This is a genomic window from Salipiger sp. PrR003, assembly GCF_010500785.1.
Taxonomy (GTDB): domain Bacteria; phylum Pseudomonadota; class Alphaproteobacteria; order Rhodobacterales; family Rhodobacteraceae; genus Salipiger; species Salipiger pacificus_A.
Genome location: NZ_JAAGOV010000041.1, coordinates 81,844 through 98,718 on the forward strand (window position 1 = coordinate 81,844; position 16,875 = coordinate 98,718).

Genomic DNA, 16,875 nt, shown 5'->3' on the forward strand with positions numbered 1-16,875 from the left:
GAAAACGAATATGGCCGCGCGAAAGGGCTGCATCAGTGCACAGCCGACGGAAAGGTGCCGACCTGTTATACCAAAAGGCCCCGGAGCGGGCGCCCGGGGCCTGTCATTGATCATGTCTGCGCGGGCGTCAGACGAAGAACTGACCGCCGTTGGCCGAGATTGTCGAGCCGTTCACGAAGCCAGCCTTCTCGTCGGCGAGGAAGACCACGCAGCGGGCGATCTCCTCGGGCTCGCCAAGGCGGCCGGCGGGGATCTGCGCGATGATCTGCTCGCGCACCTTCTCGGGCACGGCCATGACCATCTCGGTGGCGATGTACCCGGGGCAGATGGCATTGGCGGTGATGCCATAGCGTGCGCCTTCCTGCGCCAGAGACTTGATGATGCCTAGATCACCCGCCTTGGTTGCGGCGTAGTTCACTTGCGCGAACTGGCCCTTCTGGCCATTGATCGACGAGATGACGATGACCCGCCCGAACTTGCGCTCGCGCATGCCCGGCCAGAGCGGGTGCACGGTGTTGAACACGCCGGTGAGGTTGGTGTCGATGACCTCTTTCCATTGCTCGGGGGTCATCTTGTGGAAGGGCGCGTCGCGGGTGATGCCGGCATTGGCCACCACCACGTCGATCGGGCCGAGATCCGCCTCGACCTGCGCGATGCCAGCCTTGGATGCCTCGTAATCCGCGACGTTCCACTTGTAGGTCTTGATGCCCGTTTCCGCGGTGAAGGCCTGGGCCTTCTCGTCGTTGCCGGCGTATGTCGCTGCGACTTCGTAACCTTCGGCCTTGAGTGCCTTCGAGATCGCCTCCCCGATCCCGCGGCTGCCGCCGGTGACCAATGCAACTTTCGTCATTCTTCCCTCCAATTCGGAACCTTCGTAGTCCGGTAATGTTCTTACTCTGTTTAAAACTTTACAGCAATATTATTGCGCAGAGGTTTTCCACGTGCGGCAATCCGCGCTAAGAAAAAGGGGCGCCGGGGCGCCCCTCTTCACGTCGTCAGTCTCGTTCGACACACAGGGCGACGCCCATACCGCCCCCGATGCAGAGCGTCGCGAGGCCCTTCTTGGCGTCGCGCCGCTTCATCTCGAAGAGCAGCGTGTTCAGAATGCGGGCGCCCGAGGCACCGATCGGGTGGCCGATGGCGATGGCGCCGCCGTTCACGTTCACGATCGCCGGATCCCAGCCCATGTCCTTGTTCACCGCGCAGGCCTGCGCGGCGAAGGCCTCGTTGGCCTCGACGAGATCGAGGTCCTCGGGCTTCCAGCCGGCTTTCTCCAGCGCCTTTCGCGAGGCGTGGATCGGTCCGACGCCCATGATCGACGGGTCGAGACCCGCGGTGGCGTAAGAGACGATGCGGGCGAGCGGCTCGATGCCGCGCTTTTCGGCATTGTCGGCGCTCATCAGCAGCACACCTGCGGCGCCGTCGTTGATGCCCGAGGCGTTGGCCGCGGTGACCGAGCCGTCCTTGGCGAAGGCCGGGCGCAGCTTCTGCATCGCCTCTATGGTGGCGCCGTGGCGGATGTACTCGTCCTTGTCGACGATGATCTCGCCCTTGCGGGTCTTGACGGTGAAGGGGATCACCTCGTCGTCGAACTTGCCGGCCTTCTGTGCCGCCTCGGCTTTGTTCTGCGAGGCCAGCGCGAATTCGTCCTGCTGCTCGCGGCTGATCTGCCACTGCTGCGCGACGTTTTCGGCGGTCTGGCCCATGTGGTACCCGTTGAAGGCATCCCAGAGGCCGTCGCGGATCATCGTGTCGATGTAGCTCACATCGCCCATCTTGTGGCCGGCGCGCAGATGCGCGGCATGGGGCGCAAGGGTCATGTTCTCCTGACCGCCGGCGCAGACGATGTCGGCGTCGCCAAGCAGGATGTGCTGTGCGCCCAGCATCACGGTGCGCAGGCCCGAGCCGCAGACTTGGTTGATCGACCAGGCCGAGCTTTCCTTGGGCAGACCGGCATTGATATGCGCCTGGCGCGCCGGGTTCTGACCCTGGGCCGCGGTGAGCACCTGGCCGAGGATGGTCTCGGACACCTCGCCCTTGTCGATGCCGGCGCGGGCGACCAGCGCGTCGAGCATGGCCGCGCCGAGGTCATGGGCGGGGGTATTGGCGAAGGCGCCGCTGAAGCTGCCCACGGCGGTACGTGCCGCGGACGCGATTACGACATTGGTCATGAAATTCTCCCTCCAAGCAAACATGCGATCGGACCGCGTCCCCTCGCCCTCTTGGCGGGGGCAGTGGCTCCGCATCTGGCCTTGGTTCTTTTGATAACGCGGGGATCCGCAACTGCACAGAGGCGGCGGCGTCGATTCTCACCTGTTTGCGCAATTCGTCGCAGGCTGTGAAGTCAGGCGGGAGAAAATCGTCCGCAGGGGGAGTTGCGCCGATTTTGCAAGAATTTAGGGAGAGGAGACGTTTGGCGCCTAGCCCAGCGTCCCTTTGAGCACGATCGGCGCGGCTTGGTCGTACCGATCCAGGCAGGTGTCCTCGGCGGTCGTGGCGAGCTCTGACTTGGTCCGCGTCTCAATCGATTCGGCCGCGGTGACGCGCAGCAGCACCGCTTCGTCCGGGGCCCGGTCGATGCCGCGGATCACCTGTCTGCCGATCTCGAGGATGTCGAAGCTGAAGCGCGTATACGGCCGAAGCGCGGTCATCGCCCGCCGAAATCGTGCATCGCAAGGTGGCGCGCACGGCGCTTCCCCCGCCCGCCTGCAGGCCGGCTGGAAGACCGGCAACACCTGCTGGTGATGGACCGCGACGCGCACGCTTCGTGGTGTCGGTGTCGCGCGGGCCGAGCGCCCCGTCAGGTTGCAGGCACGAGGTTTGGCATTGGATCAAGCGCCGCAGGGCCAGGGAAGACAGGGTGCGCCTGCAAACAGCAGTTGACTCCCACCGCGATCCCCATATAAGCGCCCGCTCATTGGTGTTGGTGGCCCCCGCAAGGGGATGCCTGTCGGCCTCCGGGCAGAAGGACAACGCCCTTCACAACTTATGAAGGAGATCAGCCGTGACCAAACGCACGTCTGCCAAGTACAAAATTGACCGCCGCATGGGCGAGAACATCTGGGGCCGTGCCAAGTCCCCGGTGAACAAGCGCGAATACGGCCCCGGCCAGCACGGCCAGCGCCGCAAGGGCAAGATGTCGGACTTCGGTCTGCAGCTCCGCGCCAAGCAGAAACTCAAGGGCTACTACGGTGACCTGACCGAGAAGCAGTTCCGTCGCATCTTCGGCGACGCGGAACGCCTCAAGGGTGACACCGGTGAGCTGCTCATCGGCCTGCTCGAGCGCCGCCTGGACGCCGTCGTCTACCGCGCCAAGTTCGTGCCGACCGTCTTCGCGGCCCGTCAGTTCGTGAACCACGGCCACGTGATGGTGAACGGCAAGCGCGTGAACATCCCCTCCTACCGCGTGAAGGAAGGCGACGTGATCGAGGTCCGCGAGAAGTCGAAGCAGATGGTTGTTCTGCTCGAGGCCGTCCAGCTCGCAGAGCGTGACGTTCCCGACTACATCGAGGCCGACCACTCCAAGATGACCGCGACCTTCGTGCGCACCCCCGGCCTCGCCGACGTGCCCTACGCGGTTCAGATGGAACCGAACCTCGTCATCGAATACTACGCGCAGAACTGATCCTTCTGTTCGTACGATCCTTGGAAGGCCGCGCAGCGATGCGCGGCCTTTCTGCGTTTCTGCCCGGGTTTTGAGCAATTTCCCCCGCGTCGGGCGATGCAATTATTTTACCGATTGATAAAAAATTTGACCTGTGAGAGCGTTTCTCCATTGCGCAAGGCAGCGGGGAGGCGACCGATGGACGCAAGACAACTGGCAGGAGGGATCCGCGCGGGACGGCTTGAGCCGCAGGCGCTGGAAGAGGGGTTCTCGGACCTGCACCCACCTTACGATGATCACGAGGCCCTGGTGGCGGCGGATCGCTGCTATTTCTGCCACGACGCGCCCTGCGCGACGGCATGCCCGACCTCGATCGACATTCCGCTCTTCATCCGGCAGATCGCCACCGGCACGCCCGAGGCGGCGGCCAAGACGATCCTGTCGCAGAACATCCTCGGCGGCATGTGCGCCCGGGTCTGCCCCACCGAGACGCTCTGCGAGGAGGTCTGCGTGCGCGAGGTGGCCGAGGGCAAGCCGGTCGAGATCGGTCGGCTGCAGCGCTACGCCACAGACCGCATCATGGCGCGCAACACCCACCCATTCGAGCGCGCCGCGCCGACGGGAAAGCGCGTTGCGGTGGTTGGGGCGGGGCCTGCGGGCCTGTCCTGCGCGCACCGTCTGGCGATGAAGGGTCATGACGTCGTGATCCTCGATGCGCGCGCCAAGCCCGGCGGGCTCAACGAGTTCGGCATCGCCGCCTACAAGAGCACAGACGATTTCGCCGCGCGCGAGGTGGACTGGCTGCTGGGAATCGGTGGCATCGCCATCGAGACGGGCCGGATGCTCGGGCGTGACATTACGTTGGCAGAGCTGAGCTCGGATTATGACGCGGTGTTCCTCGGACTGGGCCTTGGCGGGGTCAATGCGCTGGGGATCGGCGGCGACGATCGCGAGGGCGTCACGAACGCGGTCGATTTCATTGCCGATCTGCGGCAGGCGGGTGATCTCGCCGCGCTGCCGGTGGGCCGCGACGTGGTGGTGATTGGCGGTGGCATGACCGCAGTCGATGCCGCCGTGCAGTCGAAGTTGCTGGGCGCGCTCAACGTGACCATCGTCTACCGCCGCTCGCAGGAGCGCATGGCGGCGAGCGCATTCGAGCAGGAACTGGCGCAGGCCAAGGGCGTGCGGATCATCTGCAATGCCACGCCGAAGGCGGTACACGGCAACGGCGCGGTGCGCGAGATCGAGTTCGAGTTCACCGACGATGATCTGACGCCCACGGGCGAGAGCTTCCGCCTGCCCGCCGATCAGGTCTTCCGGGCCATCGGCCAGAGCCTGGTTGCCGAGGGCTTGCCAGAGCTCGATGGCCGCAAGATCGCGGTCGAGGGACCGGGGCGCACCTCCGTGCCCGGGGTCTGGGCCGGGGGCGACTGCGCCGCCGGGGGGGATGACCTGACCGTCACCGCCGTCGCCGAGGGCCGCGACGCGGCCGAAGACATCCACGCCACGTTGATGCGCTGAGGAGGGACCGACATGGCAAATCTGACGAGTGACTTCGTGGGCATCAAATCGCCCAACCCGTTCTGGCTGGCCTCCGCGCCGCCGACCGACAAGGAGTACAACGTCCGCCGCGCCTACGAGGCGGGCTGGGGCGGGGTGGTCTGGAAGACCCTCGGCGAGGAAGGCCCGCCGGTGGTCAACGTCAACGGCCCGCGCTACGGCGCGATCTGGGGGGCGGACCGGCGGCTTCTGGGGCTCAACAACATCGAGCTGATCACCGACCGCCCGCTCGAGGTGAACCTGCGCGAGATCAAGGCGGTCAAGCGCGACTATCCCGACCGCGCGCTCGTGGTCTCGCTCATGGTTCCTTGCGAAGAGGCGGCGTGGAAGGCGATCCTGCCGCTGGTCGAGGAGACCGGCGCGGATGGCGTCGAGTTGAACTTCGGCTGCCCGCACGGCATGAGCGAGCGCGGCATGGGCTCGGCGGTGGGGCAGGTGCCCGAGTACATCGAGATGGTGACCCGCTGGGTGAAGCAGAACTCGCGCATGCCCTGCATCGTCAAATTGACGCCCAACATCACCGACGTCCGCAAGCCCGCCGAGGCGGCCAAGCGCGGGGGCGCGGATGCGGTCAGCCTGATCAACACGATCAACTCGATCACCTCGGTCGATCTCGACCTCTTCGCTCCCGAGCCGACCATCGACGGCAAGGGCGCGCACGGCGGTTATTGCGGCCCGGCGGTGAAGCCCATCGCGCTCAACATGGTGGCCGAGATCGCCCGCTCGCCGGAAACGCGCGGGATGCCGATCTCGGGCATTGGCGGGGTGACGACGTGGCGCGACGCGGCGGAGTTCATGGCGCTGGGGGCGGGCAACGTGCAGGTCTGCACGGCGGCGATGACCTATGGCTTCAAGGTCGTGCAGGAGATGATCTCGGGGCTGTCGCAGTATCTCGACGAAAAGGGCGTCGAGCTGTCCGATCTGGTAGGCCGCGCGGTGCCGAACGTGTCGGACTGGCAGAACCTGAACCTCAACGCCATCTCCAAGGCGAAGATCGACCAGGACCTCTGCATCTCCTGCGGGCGCTGCTATGCGGCCTGCGAGGACACCTCGCATCAGGCCATCGCCATGTCCGAAGATCGGGTGTTCACGGTCAAGGACGATGAATGCGTGGCTTGCAACCTCTGCGTCAACGTCTGCCCGGTCGAGGGCTGCATCAGCATGGAGCGGATGGACGTGGGCGCGACGGACCCGCGCACCGGCAAGGTGGTGCCCGCCGAGTTCGACGATTGGACCACCCATCCCAACAACCCGATGGCCCGCGCGGCGGAGTGATCAAAGGGGCGGGGCCTATTGGCCCTGCCTTACCCCTCAGGCGTCAGGATCGCCCGGAAGATCGTTTCCACATGGGCATTGGCGGCCGTCCAGCCCGCCACCTCGTCGGGCACCAGCACCCGCACCTGCGTGTCGAAGTCGGCGAAATGCTGGGTCAGCGCCCAGATCGACATGATGAGCTGCTGCGGATCCTGCGGCGCCAGCTTGCCCGCCGCCATCCATCCCGCGATCAGCGCGCATTTCTCGTCGAAGAGCGGCTTCAGATCGCTTTCGAGGTGCGGCAGCATGCGCGGCGCGCCCTGGATGATCTCGATCGCGAAGAGCCGGCTCTCGCGCGGGAACTGGCGGCTCATCTCCATCTTGCGGCGCACGTAGCCGAGGATCTCCTCGAGCGGGTCGCCTTGCGCATCAAGCTCGCGCAGCGGGTCGAGCCATTCGGTCATCAGCGCGTTCAGCAGGGCGACGTGGATCGCCTCCTTGCCGTCGAAATAATAGATGAGGTTGGGCTTGGACATGCCTGCCGCCTCGGCGATCTGGTCGAGCGTCGCGCCGCGGAAGCCGTGCTGCGAGAAGATATCAAGTGCTGCGTCCATGATCTTGCGGCGGTTGCGGATCTGGATTCGGCTAGGCTTCTTTTCGGGGCGGATTTCGGAGGGAGCGGGCATGGCATTCCTTGGCTGCTGCTTTTCCGGGCGGCGCTGCCCGCTCTATGCGCATCCGTTCCGGGAGCCAAGGCAGGGATTTCTTGACAGGTTCGGGGCGCATTGCAATCGTGGCTTTACCAAATGGTAAAAAACACGCGCGGCCCGCGCAAGCGCGACCGCGCAATGCAAGATGCAAAGCAAGGCAGCGAGGACAAAAAGATGGCGGCACCGGGCGAGAACCTCCGGATCGATGGCGACCGACTCTGGGACAGCCTGATGGAGATGGCCAAGATCGGCCCCGGCATCGCGGGGGGCAACAACCGCCAGACGCTCACCGACGAGGATGCCGAGGGGCGCGCGCTGTTCCAGAACTGGTGCGAGGCCGCGGGCATGACCATGGGTGTTGACGCCATGGGTAGCATGTTCGCCACCCGCCCCGGTGAGGACCCGGACGCGCTGCCCGTCTACGTCGGCTCGCACCTCGATACCCAGCCAACCGGCGGCAAGTACGACGGGGTGCTTGGGGTGCTCGGCGCGCTCGAGGCGGTGCGCACGATGAACGATCTCGGCATCAAGACCAAGCACCCGATCGTGGTCACCAACTGGGCCAACGAGGAAGGCGCGCGCTTTGCCCCCGCCATGCTGGCTTCGGGGGTCTTCGCCGGGGTGCTTGACCTCGATTACGCCTACGGACGTAAGGATCTCGAGGGCAAGACCTACGGCGACGAGCTTAAGCGCATCGGCTGGCTGGGCGAGGAAGAGGTCGGCGCGCGCAAGATGCACGCCTATTACGAACTGCACATCGAGCAAGGGCCGATTCTCGAGGCCGAGGGCAAGGACATCGGCGTGGTCACCCATTGCCAAGGGCTCTGGTGGCTCGAGTTTACTTTGACCGGCAAGGCCGCGCACACCGGCTCGACTCCGATGGACATGCGGGTGAACGCGGGTCTGGCCATGGGCCGTATCTTCGAGATGGTGCAGGAGGTGGCAATGGCCGCGCAGCCCGGCGCCGTCGGCGGGGTGGGGCAGGTGACCTTCTCGCCCAATTCGCGGAACGTGCTGCCCGGCAGCGTGGTCTTCACCGTCGACATTCGCTCGCCCGACCAGGCCAAGCTCGACGGCATGCGCGCCGAGATCGAGCAACGCGCCGCGGAAATCTGCACGGAGCTGGGCGTCGGCTGCGCGGTCGACCCGGTCGGCCACTTCGACCCGGTGACCTTCGCCCCCGAGCTGGTCGAGAACGTCCGCAATGCCGCCGAGCGGCTGGGCTACTCGCATATGAACCTCATCTCGGGCGCGGGCCACGATGCCTGCTGGGCCGCCAAGGTGGCGCCCGCGACCATGGTCATGTGCCCCTGCGTCGACGGCATCTCGCACAACGAGGCCGAGGAGATCTCGAAGGACTGGGCGGCGGCGGGCACAGACGTGCTGTTTCACGCGGTGCTCGAGACCGCGGAGATCGTCGCCTGAGGCCGGTGAAAGATAGGGGGCTCAGCCCCGTCCGCGGCCCGCGGGCCGCGGGCCTCCCGGGATATTCTTGCCTAGAAGACATCCCGGACACGGACTTCCAAGGGAGGGAAACATGTCCACAGTGATCAAGGGCGGCACCATCGTCACCGCCGACCTGAGCTATGACGCAGACGTGCTGGTCGAAGGCGGCCGCATTGTCGAGATCGGCCAGAACCTCAAGGGCGACGAGGTGCTGGACGCCTCGGGCTGCTACGTGATGCCCGGCGGGATCGACCCGCACACCCACCTCGAGATGCCCTTCATGGGGACCTATTCGGCCGACGACTTCGACAGCGGCACCCGCGCGGCGCTGGCCGGTGGCACCACCATGGTGGTCGACTTCGCGCTGCCCTCGCCGGGGCAGGGGCTGCTCGACGCGCTGCAGATGTGGGACAACAAATCGACCCGCGCGCATTGCGACTATTCGTTCCACATGGCGGTCACATGGTGGAGCGAGCAAGTCTTCAACGAGATGAAGGAGGTGGTAGATCGCGGCATCACCACCTTCAAGCACTTCATGGCCTATAAGGGCGCGCTGATGGTGAACGACGACGAGCTCTTCGCCTCGTTCCAGCGCTGCGCCGAGCTGGGGGCGATCCCGCTGGTGCATGCCGAGAACGGCGACGTGGTGGCCGAGCTCTCCGCCAAGCTGCTCGCCGCCGGCAACAACGGCCCCGAGGCGCACGCCTACTCGCGCCCGCCGCAGGTCGAGGGCGAGGCCACCAACCGCGCCATCATGATCGCCGACATGGCCGGTGTGCCGCTCTACGTGGTGCATGTCAGCTGCGAGGAAAGCCACGAGGCGATCCGCCGCGCGCGGCAGGCGGGCAAGCGGGTCTGGGGCGAGCCGCTGATCCAGCACCTGACGCTCGACGAGAGCGAATATGCGAGCCCCGATTGGGACCATGCCGCGCGCCGCGTGATGTCGCCGCCGTTCCGCAACAAGGCGCATCAAGACAGCCTCTGGGCCGGGCTGGCCGCGGGCTCGCTCTCCTGCGTGGCGACGGACCATTGCGCCTTCACAACCGACCAGAAGCGCTACGGGGTCGGTGATTTCACCAAGATTCCGAATGGCACCGGCGGGCTCGAGGACCGGCTGCCGATGCTCTGGACTCAGGGCGTGGGCACTGGCCGGCTGACGCCGCAGGAGTTCGTGGCGGTGACCTCGACCAACATCGCCAAGATCCTCAACATCTATCCGCGCAAGGGGGCGATCCTCGTGGGGGCCGATGCCGACATCGTCGTGCTCGACCCCAACCGCGAGAAGGTGATCTCGGCCAAGACCCAGCAATCGGCGATCGACTACAACGTCTTCGAGGGGATGACGGTCAAGGGTCTGCCGCGATTCGTGCTGAGCCGCGGCAAGGTCTCGGTCACCGAAGGCGCGATGAGCTCCGAAGAGGGCCACGGCCAGTTCGTCGCCCGCCCGCCCGCCGGGCCGGTGAACAAGGCGCTGAGCTCGTGGAAGGAGCTGACCGCCCCGCGCAAGGTGGAGCGTACGGGCATCCCGGCATCCGGGGTGTGATGCCGAAAACATGGACTGACGAAGACTGAAGACGACCGGGGCAGGGGGCCAGAAGACGCCCCCGCCCCAAACAGGGAATGAAGATGATGACAGAACAAGCGGTCGCTTCAGCGGCCAGGGTCCTGCATGCTCCGACGGTGATCTCGGCCGAGGGGCTGAACCTCGTCTACGAGACGAACGACGGCCCGGTTCAGGCGCTGAAAGACGTGGACTTGAAAATCGGCAAGGGCGACTTCGTCTCCTTCATCGGTCCCTCGGGTTGTGGCAAGACCACCTTCCTGCGGGTGATGGCGGACCTCGAGACGCCGACCTCGGGCACGGTGCTGGTCAATGGCGTGACCCCCGAGGCCGCCCGCAAGGCGCGCGCCTATGGTTATGTCTTTCAGGCGGCGGGGCTCTACCCGTGGCGCACCATCGGTGGCAACATCCGCCTACCACTGGAGATCATGGGCTATTCGAAAGCCGAGCAGGCCGAGCGGGTGCAGCGCGTGCTCGACCTGGTGGAGCTGGCGGGCTTCGAGAAGAAGTACCCCTGGCAGCTTTCGGGCGGCATGCAGCAGCGGGCCTCCATCGCCCGGGCGCTGGCTTTCGATGCCGACATTCTGCTGATGGATGAGCCCTTCGGGGCGCTCGACGAGATCGTTCGCGATCACCTCAACGAGCAGCTTTTGGCGCTCTGGGCGCGCACCGAAAAGACCATCTGCTTCGTCACCCACTCGATCCCCGAAGCGGTGTACCTGTCGACCAGGATCGTCGTCATGTCGCCGCGCCCGGGGCGGATCACCGATATCATCGAGAGCCCGCTGCCGAAGGATCGCCCGCTCGAGATCCGCGACACGCCGGAATTCCTCGAGATCGCCCACCGCGTACGCGAGGGGCTGCGGGCGGGGCATGCCTATGACTGATCTGTCTGTCAGGCGCGCCGTGGACACCGACATTGGCACCTGCGCGGCGGTGTTGAACGGCTGGATCGACGCCACCCCGTGGTTCCCGCGCGTGCATTCGGCCGAAGAGGTCGAGGGCTTCCTGCGGGACGCCTTCCCAGCGCGCGAGGTCTGGGTGATCGGCAATCCGGTCGAGGGCTATCTCTCGGTCGATCCCGAAGCGGGCAAAATCGGCGCTCTCTACTGTGCGCGCAGCGGCGCGGGGCTTGGCAAGGCGCTGATGGACAAGGCGAAGGAGGGGCGCGATCGGCTCTTCCTGCACACCCACGTTGCCAACGAGGCGGCGCAGCGCTTTTACCGGCGCGAGGGCTTCGTCGGCGCGGGGGCGGTCGATCCGGAGCCGCCGCACGAGCTGCCCGAGCTGCGGATGGAGTGGGTGCGATGAGAAACGTGATCCCGGTCCTCACCGTCGTTCTGGCAATCCTGGTGATCTGGTACGGCGCCGCCGTTATGCTCAACAAGCAATGGGTTCTCGACCAGGCGGCGCGACAGGACCGTGTGCTGACCACGCCCGAGCTGATCGCCGAGACCTGGGCACAAGAGAAACCCAAGCTGCCCGCGCCGCACCAAGTGGCGGCCGAGCTCTGGGACACGGTGGCGATGAAGAAGCCCACCTCGAAGCGCAGCCTCGTCTACCACGCCTGGGTGACCATGAGCGCCACGGTGCTGGGCTTCGGGCTCGGCACGCAGCTTGGTTTCGCGCTGGCGGTGGGCATCGTCTACAACCGGGTGATGGACAAATCGGTCATGCCTTGGGTGATCGCCAGCCAAACCATCCCCATCCTCGCCATCGCACCGATGATCATCGTGGTGCTGAACGCCATCGGCATCTCGGGGTTGCTGCCCAAGGCGATGATCTCGATGTACCTGTCGTTCTTCCCGGTGGTGGTGGGCATGGTGAAGGGGCTGCGCAGCCCGGACTCCATGCAGCTTGACCAGATGCGCACATGGAGCGCGACCCGGGCTCAGGAGTTCTGGCGGCTGCGGCTGCCGGCCTCGATGCCCTATCTCTTTGCCTCGATGAAGATCGCCATGGCGGCAAGCCTCGTTGGGGCCATCGTCGGCGAGCTGCCGACCGGCGCGGTGGCGGGGCTCGGCGCGCGGCTGCTGGCCGGAAGCTATTACGGGCAGACCATCCAGATCTGGTCGGCGCTGTTGATGGCGGCTGCTCTGGCAGCGGCGCTGGTGGGGCTGATCGGGCTCATTCAGCGTGTCACCCTCAAGCGGATGGGAATGGCATGAGCTGGATTGTTGCAGGGCTGATCATCTGGGCGCTGGGTCTCTGGGCCAACGTCCGGCTCTCGAAACGGAGGGGCCGGGTGGCGGCGCTGGCCGTGCCGGTGATCTTCGGGCTGGTGCTGGTCTTCGTCTGGGAGGCAGTGGTGCGCGGCTTCGGTATCTCGCCGGTGCTGCTGCCCGCGCCCTCGGTGATCGCGGCGCGCTTCGGGCAGTCGTCGAGCGTGCTCTGGCAGGACTTCGTGCAGACGGTGCTTAAAGGGGCGCTCACCGGCTACGTGCTGGGCTGCGGCGCGGCACTGCTGACGGCCGTCGTGGTCGATCGCTTCGACTTTCTGCGGCGCGGGCTTCTGCCGGTGGGCAACTTCGTCGCGGCGCTGCCGATCATCGGCATCGCGCCCGTTCTGGTCATGTGGTTCGGTTTCGACTGGCAGTCCAAGGCGGCGGTCGTGGTGGTCATGGTGTTCTTTCCGGTGCTGGTCAACGCGGTGCAGGGGCTTTCCGACACCAGTGCCATGCAGCGCGATCTCATGCGCACCTATGCCGCCGGCTATTGGACCAGCCTTTGGAAGCTGCGCCTGCCGGCGGCGCTGCCCTTCATCTTCAACGGGCTGAAGATCGCCTCCACCCTCGCGCTGATTGGCGCCATCGTTGCCGAGTTCTTCGGCTCGCCGATCACCGGAATGGGCTTTCGTATTTCCACCAGCGTCGGGCTCTTGCAGCTCGACCTCGTGTGGGCAGAGATCGTGGTGGCCGCGCTTGCGGGCTCGGCCTTCTACGGCGGCGTGGCGCTGATCGAACGCGCCGCGACCTTCTGGCACCCGTCGCAGCGGGGTCGGTGAAAAAGCAAACTGCGGCAAAAGACAAAGAAACGCGCAATGCAACAGGAGAGACAGATGACCAAGTTTACCGGATGGGGGATCGCGTCGGCTATGCTGCTCGCTGCGGGCGGGGCACAGGCCGCGGACGAGCTGACGCTGCAGCTCAAATGGGTGACCCAGGCCCAGTTCGCCGGCTATTACGTGGCCGCCGAGAAGGGCTTTTACGAGGAAGAGGACCTCGACGTGACGATCAAGCCGGGCGGGCCGGACATCGCGCCGGTGCAGGTGCTGCTGGGCGGCGGCGCGGACGTGATGGTCGACTGGCTGCCCTCGGCGCTGGCCGCGCGAGAGAACGGCGCGCCGATCGTCAACATCGCCCAGCCCTTCAAATCCTCGGGTCTCATGCTGACCTGCCTCAAGGAGCACGGCATCGAGAGCCCCGAGGATTTCCCGGGCCACACGCTCGGCACCTGGTTCTTTGGCAACGAGCTGCCGCTCTATTCGTGGATGTCCAAGCTCGGCTACGCGACCGACGGCTCCGAGGGCGGGGTGACCATCCAGAAGATCAACTTCAACGTCGACCCGCTGCTGCAGAAGCAGGTCGAATGCGCCACCACCATGACCTACAACGAGTACTGGCAGGTGATCGACGCGGGACTCACCCCCGAGGACCTGGTGGTCTTCAAGTACCAGGACGAGGGCATCTCGACGCTCGAGGACGGTCTTTACACCACCGAGGAAAACCTCGCCGACCCCGAGATGACCGAAAAGTTGGTGCGCTTCGTGCGCGCCTCGATGAAGGGCTGGAAATATGCCGAGGAGAACCCGGATGAGGCCGCCGAGATCGTGCTCGAGAACGACGAGACCGGCGCCCAGACCGAAAAGCATCAGAAGCGCATGATGGGCGAGATCGCCAAGCTGACCGCCGGATCGAATGGCGCGCTGGACCCGGCCGATTTCACCCGCACCGTCGAGGTGCTGCTGAGCGCCGGCGCCGACCCGGTGATCACAAAGGACCCGGGCGAGGCCGCCTGGACCCATGCGATCACCGACGAAGCGCTGAAGTAAGCGCTCTCGGCCCTGCAAAGGAAAACGGGGGTGGCGCAAGCGCCACCCCCTTCTTCATTAAATCACTGCTATTTTGACCGGGGCGCGGGGTAATCCGCAGGGGTACCACGGCACTCGCAAAGAACGCCCCGAGTCTTAGACCGCGCAGGTAACGCGGCGATGACAGCAGGGGGCGCGGCCCCGGCAGCCGTACCATTCAGCCCGCCCGTGCGCGGCTCAGAGTCAACAGGAGCTCGGCGCTGCTGAACGGGCGTTGAAGCACCTCGTAGGCGCAGGCGGGTCCCTGCTGCTCGGCGGCATCCCCGGCAAGCGCGATGCGGGTCCCGGCGGCGCTCAGCAACTGGCCGAGCGCGCTCTTGGGGACCTCTTCAGGGGCCATCTGCAGCAGTGCCACGCCCACATGTCCTTCGGACTGGACAAGCAGCAACGCCGCCTCGGGGGTGCGCGCGCAGACAACGCGCGCCGTGGGGTCGTGCTCGGAAATGCTTCGTGCAACATCTTCGGCCACGAAGGGATCATTCAACAGCACCAGAAACCCCGGCCCAGCGTCGGGCATGTCATCGGGAATCATGCGCGGTCTCCTCTCGTTGCGCGCAGACTGGAACCAAACCGGCAGGGACGCATTAATCTGTGACATAGGAGGTCGAGATGCGTCAGATATCCTGCCAGAGCTGCCCTTTGCGCCGCAAGGCTCTGTTCCGGCCATTCGAGGAGGACGAATTGGCCTTCATGGATCGCTTCAAGGTCGGAGAACTGAGCGTCGATCCCGGCACGCACCTGCTGATCGAGGGGGCGAATTCACCGCAGATCTTCACCGTCCTGGAGGGTATGGGCCTGCGTTACAAGACACTCGAGAACGGGCGGCGGCAGGTGATCAACTTCCTGCTGCCCGGCGATCTGACCGGGCTTCAGGCAGGGCTTCTGGGCGAGATGAAGCACTCTGTGCAGGCGACCAGCGCCATGCGCCTTTGCGTGTTCAACCGCTCGGACCTCTGGTCGCTCTACCGCAAGCAGCCGTCATTGGCCTATGATGTGACGTGGATTGCCGCCTCGGAGGAGCATTTCCTCGGCGAGACACTGGCCACCGTCGGCCAGCGCGACGCGGCGGAGCGCGTGGCCTGGGCGCTGCTGAAGATCTTCCGGCGGCTCTCCGAGATGGGGATCGGGCAGGGACCGCGTGTGCCGTTGCCCTACCGCCAGCAGGACCTTGCGGATGCGCTCGGCCTGTCGCTGGTCCACACCAACAAGACGTTGGCGCGGTTGCGGGCGCGGGGCCTGGCGGAATGGGCGGACGGTGAACTGCATGTCAGCGATGTTGACGGCATGGCCGAACTGGCCATGGCCGACGCCGACGAGCCCTCGGTACGTCCGCTTCTCTGAGCGCGGCGCGCCGGATCAGCGGCGCAGCGTGTCGCCGTAGGCGATCTTTGGGGTCAGTTCGACGATGCGCTCGTAATCCGCGTCGGGATTCTCGACCCGCGCCGCGATGATCTGGGCCGCCTTGCGACCGATTTCGGCCCGGTGCGCATCCATGGTCGCCAGCTGCCGCGGCAGCCCTTGCAGCAATTCGACTCCGTTAAAGCCGGCAAGGCCGATCTCGCCGGGGATGTCGCGGCCCTGTTCCATCAGGTAGAGCAGCCCGCCCGCGCCGATCATGTCGTTGGAGTAATAGAGGAAGTCGATCTCCGGCTCGCGCTCGAGGATGGCCTGCGTCATCTCGCGGCCCTTCTTCAGGGCCGAACCGCCGGAGTAGAACTCCTGATCCACCACCTCGACACCGCTTTTCGCCAGCGCCTCGGTGAAGCCCTCGAAGCGTTTCCGGGCGCGGTGGTCCAGCGGCATCTTGGTGCCGAGGAAGCCGATCTTCTGGTAGCCCGCGCGCAGGATCGCCTTGGCCATCTCGCGTCCGGCGCGGCGGTGCGAGATTCCGACGGCGCAATCGACCGGCGTGCCGTCGATGTCCATGATTTCGACCACGGGAATGCCGCTGGCCTTCATCATCGCCTTTGCGGCTTCGGTGTGCTCGAGCCCGGCGATGATCACACCCGAGGGGCGCCACGAGAGCATCTCGTAGAGCACCCGCTCTTCTTTTTCCGGCATGTAGTCGGTGATGCCGACCACCGGCTGCAGCTCTGTCTCCTCGAGCACCGATGCAATGCCCGCCATGACCTCGGGGAAGACCATGTTGCGCATCGACGGAATGATCACCGCGACAAGGTTCACCCGCTGGCTCGCCAGCGCCCCGGCGATCTTGTTGGGCACGTAGCCAAGCGTCTTGGCCGCTTCGAGCACCTTTGCCCGCGTGGCCTCGGACACGTCGCCCCGGTTGCGCAACACCCGGCTCACGGTCATCTCGGACACGCCGGAGGCCTCGGAGACGTCTCTGAGGGTGAGGGGGCGGGGATCGGTGTCGGCCACGGGCGGCTCCTTCGAAGCACTAAATACCTGAATGTTAGCCTTTCTGCCCCGCCATACAAGCCAAAGCCGCGGCGCGGCGAATTTTCCGCTTGCCGGGTGACAACCGGGTGAACGCGCGCTATTGGAAGGCCGTCGGTCCCGTGGCTCAACTGGATAGAGCAGCCCCCTCCTAAGGGGCAGGTTGCAGGTTCGAATCCTGCCGGGATCGCCAGACGTTCATTTTTCTGCCTTCTTTTCAAGTGTTTGCGTGCTCGACTTGTCCAACCTTGCC

General features: G+C 65.6%; 17 protein-coding genes and 1 tRNA gene. 12 read left to right on the forward strand and 6 right to left on the reverse strand.

The genetic code is table 11. The features are described 5' to 3' along the window. Positions 1–127 precede the first annotated feature (127 nt). The 3 genes from phbB to G0D83_RS14105 all read right to left on the reverse strand — a co-directional run bounded on the left by phbB (position 128) and on the right by G0D83_RS14105 (position 2,651). Positions 128–850, reverse strand: a complete 723-nt coding sequence (phbB, locus tag G0D83_RS14095) for an acetoacetyl-CoA reductase (RefSeq protein WP_108964560.1) — start codon at positions 848–850, stop codon at positions 128–130. A 145-nt stretch (positions 851–995) separates the two neighbouring features. Beyond that, positions 996–2,171, reverse strand: coding sequence for an acetyl-CoA C-acetyltransferase (locus G0D83_RS14100; RefSeq protein WP_108964561.1), 1,176 nt, complete (start codon positions 2,169–2,171; stop codon positions 996–998). A 249-nt stretch (positions 2,172–2,420) separates the two neighbouring features. Continuing rightward, complete coding sequence (locus tag G0D83_RS14105) at positions 2,421–2,651, reverse strand: hypothetical protein (RefSeq protein WP_164195089.1); 231 nt, start codon at positions 2,649–2,651, stop codon at positions 2,421–2,423. A 353-nt stretch (positions 2,652–3,004) separates the two neighbouring features. On the opposite strand from G0D83_RS14105, the gene rpsD reads away from it, so the two are divergent. The 3 genes from rpsD (at position 3,005) to preA (ending at position 6,439) form a co-directional block, all read left to right on the forward strand. After that, positions 3,005–3,625 (forward strand): 30S ribosomal protein S4, encoded by a 621-nt coding sequence (gene rpsD / locus G0D83_RS14110; RefSeq protein WP_108964563.1) that lies wholly within the window; start codon positions 3,005–3,007, stop codon positions 3,623–3,625. A 177-nt stretch (positions 3,626–3,802) separates the two neighbouring features. After that, positions 3,803–5,125: an NAD(P)-dependent oxidoreductase gene (locus G0D83_RS14115; protein ID WP_164195091.1), complete on the forward strand. Its 1,323-nt coding sequence runs from the start codon at positions 3,803–3,805 to the stop codon at positions 5,123–5,125. A gap of 12 nt (positions 5,126–5,137) precedes the next feature. Next, the gene (preA, locus tag G0D83_RS14120; RefSeq protein ID WP_164195093.1) at positions 5,138–6,439 is read left to right on the forward strand and encodes an NAD-dependent dihydropyrimidine dehydrogenase subunit PreA; all 1,302 of its coding nucleotides are present in this window, start codon (positions 5,138–5,140) and stop codon (positions 6,437–6,439) included. A gap of 29 nt (positions 6,440–6,468) precedes the next feature. On the opposite strand, the gene G0D83_RS14125 is transcribed toward preA, so the two are convergent. Then, a complete protein-coding gene (locus tag G0D83_RS14125; RefSeq protein ID WP_164195096.1) occupies positions 6,469–7,104 on the reverse strand; it encodes a TetR family transcriptional regulator C-terminal domain-containing protein in 636 nt (211 codons plus the stop codon). 198 nt (positions 7,105–7,302) lie between these two features. On the opposite strand from G0D83_RS14125, the gene G0D83_RS14130 reads away from it, so the two are divergent. From G0D83_RS14130 to G0D83_RS14160, 7 genes are all read left to right on the forward strand, one after another. Next, positions 7,303–8,553, forward strand: a complete 1,251-nt coding sequence (locus G0D83_RS14130) for a Zn-dependent hydrolase (RefSeq protein ID WP_164195098.1) — start codon at positions 7,303–7,305, stop codon at positions 8,551–8,553. 112 nt (positions 8,554–8,665) lie between these two features. Beyond that, positions 8,666–10,117 carry a dihydropyrimidinase gene (gene hydA / locus G0D83_RS14135; protein ID WP_164195100.1) on the forward strand — a complete coding sequence of 484 codons (1,452 nt, stop codon included), beginning with the start codon at positions 8,666–8,668 and terminating at the stop codon, positions 10,115–10,117. An 86-nt stretch (positions 10,118–10,203) separates the two neighbouring features. Continuing rightward, positions 10,204–11,022, forward strand: coding sequence for an ABC transporter ATP-binding protein (locus tag G0D83_RS14140; RefSeq protein ID WP_203595017.1), 819 nt, complete (start codon positions 10,204–10,206; stop codon positions 11,020–11,022). Next, a complete protein-coding gene (locus tag G0D83_RS14145; protein WP_164195103.1) occupies positions 11,015–11,446 on the forward strand; it encodes a GNAT family N-acetyltransferase in 432 nt (143 codons plus the stop codon). Before G0D83_RS14140 ends, G0D83_RS14145 begins: the two co-directional genes overlap by 8 nt. Further along, a complete protein-coding gene (locus G0D83_RS14150) occupies positions 11,443–12,303 on the forward strand; it encodes an ABC transporter permease (RefSeq protein WP_164195105.1) in 861 nt (286 codons plus the stop codon). The genes G0D83_RS14145 and G0D83_RS14150 overlap by 4 nt, the downstream gene beginning before the upstream one ends. After that, a complete protein-coding gene (locus G0D83_RS14155) occupies positions 12,300–13,139 on the forward strand; it encodes an ABC transporter permease (protein ID WP_164195107.1) in 840 nt (279 codons plus the stop codon). The genes G0D83_RS14150 and G0D83_RS14155 overlap by 4 nt, the downstream gene beginning before the upstream one ends. A 54-nt stretch (positions 13,140–13,193) precedes the next feature. Further along, positions 13,194–14,186 carry an ABC transporter substrate-binding protein gene (locus tag G0D83_RS14160; protein WP_164195109.1) on the forward strand — a complete coding sequence of 331 codons (993 nt, stop codon included), beginning with the start codon at positions 13,194–13,196 and terminating at the stop codon, positions 14,184–14,186. 196 nt (positions 14,187–14,382) lie between these two features. On the opposite strand, the gene G0D83_RS14165 is transcribed toward G0D83_RS14160, so the two are convergent. Beyond that, positions 14,383–14,757, reverse strand: coding sequence for a hypothetical protein (locus tag G0D83_RS14165; protein WP_164195112.1), 375 nt, complete (start codon positions 14,755–14,757; stop codon positions 14,383–14,385). Between the two features lie 77 nt (positions 14,758–14,834). Here G0D83_RS14165 and G0D83_RS14170 point away from each other — a divergent pair, with 77 nt between their 5' ends. After that, positions 14,835–15,566, forward strand: coding sequence for a Crp/Fnr family transcriptional regulator (locus tag G0D83_RS14170; protein ID WP_108964573.1), 732 nt, complete (start codon positions 14,835–14,837; stop codon positions 15,564–15,566). A gap of 15 nt (positions 15,567–15,581) precedes the next feature. Here G0D83_RS14170 and G0D83_RS14175 read toward each other — a convergent pair whose 3' ends face one another. After that, positions 15,582–16,604, reverse strand: coding sequence for a LacI family DNA-binding transcriptional regulator (locus tag G0D83_RS14175; protein ID WP_108964574.1), 1,023 nt, complete (start codon positions 16,602–16,604; stop codon positions 15,582–15,584). Positions 16,605–16,738: 134 nt separating this feature from the next. Between G0D83_RS14175 and G0D83_RS14180 the strand changes: the two genes are divergently transcribed. Then, positions 16,739–16,815 (forward strand) — tRNA-Arg (locus G0D83_RS14180). Positions 16,816–16,875: the final 60 nt, after the last annotated feature.